Origin of the sequence: Streptomyces sp. NPDC002130, assembly GCF_040296465.1 — a bacterium.
Lineage (GTDB): Bacteria > Actinomycetota > Actinomycetes > Streptomycetales > Streptomycetaceae > Streptomyces.
This window is the reverse complement of the sequence record NZ_JBEOXI010000683.1, coordinates 1-1,719: the sequence shown is the minus strand read 5'-3', so window position 1 is coordinate 1,719 and position 1,719 is coordinate 1. Positions and strand designations below refer to the sequence as shown.

1 pseudogene is annotated in these 1,719 nt (G+C 63.4%); it reads left to right on the top strand.

The window, feature by feature from the left end:
* Positions 1-189 precede the first annotated feature (189 nt).
* A pseudogene (locus ABT116_RS44405) lies at positions 190-1,719 on the top strand (hypothetical protein); the annotation flags it as partial.

The following is a 1,719-nucleotide window of genomic DNA, read 5'->3' as shown; positions in this document are numbered from 1 at the left end:
ATCATTCCGTCCGCGTCCGCCCAAACACCTGCGCCGGCAGCGGAGGCAGCACCCCAGCCGGCGGCCGTACCTGCGCCGGCGGTGGCACCCGAACAAACCCCCCAGACGCAGGCACCCGACCCTGCACCGCAGCCCCTCCCAGAAGTTGCCGCAACACCGACCTGGCAACTCGACCCCGCCGAACCTCAGATGCCCGCAAATCTGACTCCTGATGCACCTGCACCCGCGATCACCGCCGACACAGAAGACGACTCCACCAACTCATCCGACATCGTCTACATCGCCCTCGGCATCTCCGCGCTCGCCGCCGCCGGCCTAACCGGCCACCTCGCACTACGCCGCCGACAACAACAGCACCGCCGCCGCCGCGGCGAACGCATCGCCCTACCCGCCAAAGAAGCAATCCTCGCCGAACAAGCACTGACCGCCGCCGTCGATCCACTGACCACCGCTCACGTCGACACCGCACTGCGGAACCTCGCACAGCACTGCCGAACAAACGAAACCCCCATCCCCAGACTGCTCGCAGTCTTCATCGGCGACGACACCATCGAACTCGGACTACTCGAGGAAATCTCCCTGCCCCAACCCTGGATGCAATCAGACGACGACACGTGGATGGTCGACCCACGGACGTTCCCTCGCTCCACCCCGGACATCGACGTCAGCCCATACCCAGCCCTAACCGCAATGGGAACCAGCGACGACGGACGAGAACTCATGCTCAATCTGGAGGAAATCGGGCACCTCTCCATCACCGGCACACCCACCGCCACCGCAAACGTGCTGCGCGCGATGGCCGTCGAGCTCGCCGTATCCCCCCTAGCCGATTCCCTCCACCTCAACGTCGTCGGATACTGCAGCGACCTCGCAGACGCAGTGAACACCGGCCGAATCACGCACTCAGACAACACCGACGAGGTGTTGACGCGCTTGGCCCGCCACCTCGAACGCGACGCCGACATCCTCGACGAGAACGACATCGAATCCATCGCACACGCACGGAGCGTGTACGAAACCAGCGAGCTGACCGCTCCGGAAATCGTCCTCATCTCCGACCCGCTGACAGCTGAACAAACAGAAATCCTCGCCGCAATCGCCCAGAACGCACCGCGGATCGCGTTCGCCGCAGTCACGACACAGAACTCGAACACTCGCTCCGACTGGACACTCGACGTCGCCGACGACGGCACCGCAACACTGGTCCGCCCAGGTATCGCATCAGCACAGCTCACTGTCACAACACTCGACGAAACCAGCTACGACAGCATCGTCAGTCTGTACGCCACCACCACACATGATCCTTCCCCAGCTGCCGAACCCCAGGCTGCAGACTTCGGGGACTTCGGTTGGGAGGGGGCACGTCTCGACTTCGACATCACGACCGAAAACCTCATCACCAGCGCCGACCCTGCGGCGTTCACGGTAGTTCGCAACGACGACAACGTATTCGAGGAAAACAACTCCGAGACAGTCGGTGACACCGAAACCGAGACCACCGCGTCCGAGCCTGACGTCCCCACAACCCCACACATCTGGATCCGCGTCCTCGGAGAACCCACCCTCACCCCACTCACCCCAGGCTCAACGGACCGCGAAAACTCACGAAGCCTCACCGAAATCGCCGCCCTACTCGCATTCAGCGACGACGGCGTACCCGCAACTGAACTCACCGCAAAAATGTGGCCCCACGACGTCGAACTCGTCAACACGGCCAGC